The organism is Hydrogenoanaerobacterium sp. (assembly GCF_032017025.1).
Taxonomy (GTDB): Bacteria; Bacillota; Clostridia; order Oscillospirales; family Ruminococcaceae; genus Hydrogenoanaerobacterium.
Map to the genome: position 1 here is coordinate 36,016 of NZ_DALZQO010000017.1, position 4,872 is coordinate 40,887.

7 protein-coding genes are annotated in these 4,872 nt (G+C 44.1%); 2 read left to right on the forward strand and 5 right to left on the reverse strand.

Annotation, left to right across the window (positions count from 1 at the left end; all coding sequences use genetic code 11):
- A partial coding sequence (locus RTV33_RS10775) for a hypothetical protein (RefSeq protein ID WP_312644161.1) occupies nucleotides 1-207 on the reverse strand: 207 nt, incomplete at its 3' end.
- Nucleotides 208-648: 441 nt separating this feature from the next.
- Between RTV33_RS10775 and RTV33_RS10780 the strand changes: the two genes are divergently transcribed.
- Together RTV33_RS10780 and RTV33_RS10785 are read left to right on the forward strand one after the other, a co-directional pair.
- Nucleotides 649-801: a hypothetical protein gene (locus tag RTV33_RS10780; RefSeq protein ID WP_312644163.1), complete on the forward strand. Its 153-nt coding sequence runs from the start codon at nucleotides 649-651 to the stop codon at nucleotides 799-801.
- A 5-nt stretch (nucleotides 802-806) separates the two neighbouring features.
- Nucleotides 807-1,226 carry a hypothetical protein gene (locus RTV33_RS10785; protein ID WP_312644165.1) on the forward strand — a complete coding sequence of 140 codons (420 nt, stop codon included), beginning with the start codon at nucleotides 807-809 and terminating at the stop codon, nucleotides 1,224-1,226.
- 246 nt (nucleotides 1,227-1,472) lie between these two features.
- Here the strand turns inward: RTV33_RS10785 and RTV33_RS10790 are convergent, their stop codons facing one another.
- The 4 genes from RTV33_RS10790 to RTV33_RS10805 all read right to left on the reverse strand — a co-directional run.
- Complete coding sequence (locus RTV33_RS10790; RefSeq protein WP_312644167.1) at nucleotides 1,473-1,904, reverse strand: RbsD/FucU domain-containing protein; 432 nt, start codon at nucleotides 1,902-1,904, stop codon at nucleotides 1,473-1,475.
- Nucleotides 1,905-1,916: 12 nt separating this feature from the next.
- A complete protein-coding gene (locus tag RTV33_RS10795; RefSeq protein WP_312644169.1) occupies nucleotides 1,917-2,930 on the reverse strand; it encodes an aldo/keto reductase in 1,014 nt (337 codons plus the stop codon).
- Entirely contained in the window at nucleotides 2,931-3,881 is a 951-nt protein-coding gene (gene pfkB / locus RTV33_RS10800; RefSeq protein WP_312644170.1) for a 1-phosphofructokinase, read from the reverse strand.
- Between the two features lie 12 nt (nucleotides 3,882-3,893).
- A partial coding sequence (locus RTV33_RS10805; protein ID WP_312644172.1) for a galactitol-1-phosphate 5-dehydrogenase occupies nucleotides 3,894-4,872 on the reverse strand: 979 nt, incomplete at its 5' end.

Here is a 4,872-nt window from a genome sequence, read left to right on the forward strand (position 1 = left end):
AGAAGTTGGTTCTTCGCCCTTGTTTGCTGTTTCATCTTCGGGTGTAATCCCGCTGCCTAATACAATCTCATCTGTTACGGTATTACTCTGTGTGCCGGTAGCCTCGTCAATTGCCTGCACAGGTATTGTACCGAAAAACATTGAGAAAACAATGGCAAGTGTAAGTGTTAGACTTAAAATTCGCTCTGATACCCTTTTTCTCCACATGCTTTGAACCTCATTTCTTTATTTTATATATATTATACAAAAACCTTCATTTCCTATTGAATACACAAAGCGGAAATTTATATAGTTTTCGGAAAGTTGTATTTAGAATAATATTGTCTAAATTTGTATGATTTTGTTGCGATATTAAATCAATTGTAAACAAAAGGAATTTTTGCAATTTTCTTCTGCAAGTAAGAGAATCGTATTATTTGGGGCTTGCAAGAAAAGATGAAAAAAGGTTAAAGCTTACCTTAATGCATTAAAGGGCAGTCGGCATAAGAAACAACGGCTATTGAGCATTTATTTGCTCAATAGCCGTTGCTTTCTTTTACGTAGATATTTTTCAATTAAAAAAAATTCTTAATTTTATATTTTATAGGGCACTATTTTATTCAGTTAAGGCACATTGTCTTTGTAACAGAGTTCTCAACCGGAACGGCAATGCTAATGTCCATTGTCGGAAACATCGGCGTTGCCGCCTACGGTATTGTTGCCAACCTATCGTTGTTTGCAATTTCAATTTTTGCGGGGATTTTAGAGGAATACAACCTCTTATTAGCAACCCTTACGGCGCGGGCAATTTTAATGCACTAAAAAAGGTGTACTGTTGGGCTATCTTACCGGCTGTCTCTATTGGACTGTTGCTGTATTTGCTGGTATTCATTTTTGCGCAGCCCATTACACTGGTGTTTAACCGAGAGCATGAAATTGAACTTACCAAAATTGCGGTAGGGGGAATTCGCCTATACCTCCCGGCACTGCTTCTGTCCGGCTTCAATGTGGTAACAGCATCGCTGTTTGCTTCCATGTCAAATGCCATGTCTTCGTTTTTAATTTCGGTTTCACGTGGCTTTGTCCTTATCGTAAGCCTGGTTTTTTTCTTTTTCAAATGTTTGGGGAATGACGGGTGTATGGTATACCATGCCCTGTGCCCAAATTCTTACCTTTATTTTGAGCCTGTTCTTGCTCAAACGGCTGAAATCCAAGAGTGCATAAGTAAGGTGGATGCGGCAGCTTAAGCTTGAGCATAACTATATATTTAGAATAGAGAGGTACAATTATAAAAAATTTATTATCATCTGGTGACCATGGATGGCTAATTGGTGAACAGGTGGTTAGGCGGTGCGCAAAGGCTTGCTTTGCGAAGATGCACTGGCACAGCAGCAAAATGGCTGATGGTTGATCTTTAAAACAACAAGCAGCTGCACATAAATTTGCAGCTGCTTGTTGTTTTAAAGGTCAACATATTCTACTGTGGAAAGAACTTATTCGGTGACAACACCTTTTTTCAAAATAATATTGGCATACAGTGCGCCTTCACTTGTGGTGACCACCGCGTATGCTTTTTTTGCACGGTCGTAGAAATCAAATTTGTTTATGGTAATATTCCGCAGGCCTTTTTCTTCGTATTTTTCACCTATTTCTTGATATACGGGCCAGATTACAGGTACATAGGGGTCATCCGGAAGTACCGCCATAAAAACTGTGGGGTGGTCAACATAAGGGTCCAGCGGCATAAATTTAAGTACCGCATCTAATATTTCGGGAATGCCGTGGCCATCCAAGCGTACAACCCGTTCCGGGTGCGCAAAACGAGGGAAATTGCCATCTGCAATTACCAGTTCATCGCCATGCCCCATCTCCATTAATATTTTGAGCAGTTCCGGGGTGAGAATACTCGGAATACCTTTTAACATAAGACCACTCTCCTATTTAGTAATCACACCATCCATATCCCATAGGTCCTCCCAGCCCTTTGCACCTTCCCATAAGAAAACCTGGCCTTTTATGAGCCGGCAATTTTTGTCTACTCCCCGTAGGGTCTCCATTTCTTCATCGGTTAGAGGGTCTTCCGTGGTGCAGCGCAAATTACTGACATATTCATTTTCATAAACAGAAAAAGGAATGGGAATTTGACCGCGTTGCACCGCCCATTTCAAACAAATAACAGCAGGATGGACGTTGTGTGCTTTTGCAATTTCCACTACTTCCGGTACCTGAATATCCGCCACATCCGTATCGGTTTTGTCGCGGTCGGGGCGGGTGGGGGAGCCTATGGGACAGAAGCCGATTGGTTGGATTCCACGTGCTACACAATAATCGTACAGTTCGGGCTGTTGGAAGCAGGGGTGAAGCTCCATTTCAATCAGGGCAGGTTTAATGCGGCAAAGAGGAAGTACGGCTTCTAACTTAGGGATTGTCATACTGGACATACCAATGGATTTTACAAGCCCCATATCCACCAACTTCTCCATCTGTCGCCAGGTTGCCATAAAGCGGTCAACCGAGAAAGGCTTCGAGTTGGGGTTTCTTGCGTCTGCGCTGCAGCCGGGCGCATGGTAGTTGGCAAACGGCCAATGCACAAAGTAGGCATCGATATAACTGATTTGTAAATCTTTAAGCGTTTTCGCACACGAAAGAAGAACATCACCTTTGCCATGCATGTCGTTCCACACTTTGGATGTAATGAAAAGCTCTTCACGTGTTACGGTGCCTTCCAAAAAAGCTTGCGCAAAAACTTTACCGATTAAATCTTCATTACCATAAACAGACGCACAATCAAATAGGCGATACCCCACTTTGATGGCGCCTGCGACCGCCTGCGATACCTGTTCGGGTGTGAACCGATCGGAGCCAAAGGTACCCATTCCTATACATGGAATTTGTATGCCGTTATAAAGCGTTTTTTGGGGGACTTTTTTGGGGTCAACAAAATTTGTCATCTAAATTGCCTTCTTTCTATCGGTTAATTTTCTTACCTCAACCTGGGTAAGCAGCCAATCCAAATCTTTTTGCCGAAAACTACCGGTCTCCATGGTGAGTGCGTTTGCGGTAGAAATTGCTACAGCAAACCGAATCGTTTCCTCCATGGTATACCCACGCGATAACCCTACTGCAAAACCTGCTACCATACTGTCACCGCATCCAACGGTATTTACCACAGGAATATCCGGAGTAATCCCCTCATAAATTCCCTCTTCACAGACAACCAACGCACCTTTTTTACCCAGCGACACCACTACAATTGCAATGCCGCTATCATGGAGGTGCTGTGCAGCGTCAATGAGCTGCTCGAGTGAATCAATATTAATATCCAACAGCTGGCGGATTTCATCGGTGTTCGGCTTGATCATAGTCGGTTTTGCTTTTATCGCTTCTTTAAGTGTCTGTCCGCTGGTATCAAGAATAACGTATTTGCCACAGTCTTTTGCAATTGTAATCAGCGTTTTGTAAAAATCAACAGGGATACCTTTGGGCATACTGCCGGAAATGGTCACTACACTTGAGTCCTGAATGGATTTGATATAATCTTTTGTAAACTGTTCAAGTTCCAACTTGCTGATCGAACAGCCCGGTTCTAAAAATTCAGTACTGCGGTTTGCAGCGGTATCCCGCACATTAATACAGCAGCGGGTCTCGCCTTGTATATGGGTAAATGCAGTTGTAATGTTTGGCTCTGTAATAAGCGATTCAAAAAGCTGCCCGTTGTAACCGCCTGCAAAGCCGGTTGAAATTACCTGTTCGCCTGCCAAAGCCGCCACGCGTGAAACATTCAGCCCTTTTCCGCCCGCTGTGTTGTTTACATTGTTTACGCGCATCACCTCATACGGTAAAAGGCTGTCAATAATATACAGTTTGTCGATTGCAGTGTTTAGTGTGACCGTTGTAATCATCTTGTCACCACCTTAATCATTGATTAGTAAAATTTTACCATGTACCTGTGAAGGCTTCTTAAACAAATCAAAAGCTTCTACCGCTTTTTCCATCGGGAATTTTTTAAAGATAAAATCAGGGTCAAACTTGAGCTGCCCTGTGGCAAAATAGTGCGCGGTGAGCTCCCATTCTCTGCCCGGGAACGGTGCACTGTAGCTCATCCATGAACCGGTCAGCTTAAATTCCTTGCGGTTCATGTTTTCCCATTGTTTTGGGGTAAAGGTCATATCCACATGCGGTGTACCAATAAAGCAAACCTTCGCCTTGTTTGCGGCTATTTCAAATGCCATATGCATGGTGGCGGTGCTGCCTGCTGCCTCAAACACAAAGCCGTAGCCTTTGCCTCCGGTGAGTTTCATTGCCTCCTGCATGTAATTTTCTTTGGTGGTGTTAATGACTGCATCCGCACCCATGCGCTTTGCCAACGCCAGCCGTCCGTCATCGATATCAAATACAACAACTTTTTTGGAGCCAAAAATTTTTGCCCACTGCATGGTAAAAATTCCAATTGTTCCGCCGCCTAGCACCGCAACACATTCCCCCCCTTGATAATCGTTGCACATGATTCCGTGCAGTGCTACGGTTGAGGGCTCAAACATTGCCGCCTGCTCGTAGGGGATAGATGGGTCGTATTTTACCGCATTGGTTGCAGGCAGCACCACATACTCTGCAAAGCTACCTTGCTCACGTGAACCGATAAAGCTGTAGCGCTTGCACAGAGAATAGTTGCCGTTCTGGCAATCGTTGCATTCCATGCAAGGTACAAGCGGTGCACCCGAAACTGTGTCGCCTACCTTTACGTTGGTGACACCTTCACCAATTTCCACCACATCACCTGAAAACTCATGCCCCAACACAACAGGGTAAAAATGAGCACCGTTATGTAATACGCGCGGAATATCGCTGCCGCAAATGCCGGTTGCCCGTACTTTAACCTTTACAGTACCCGGC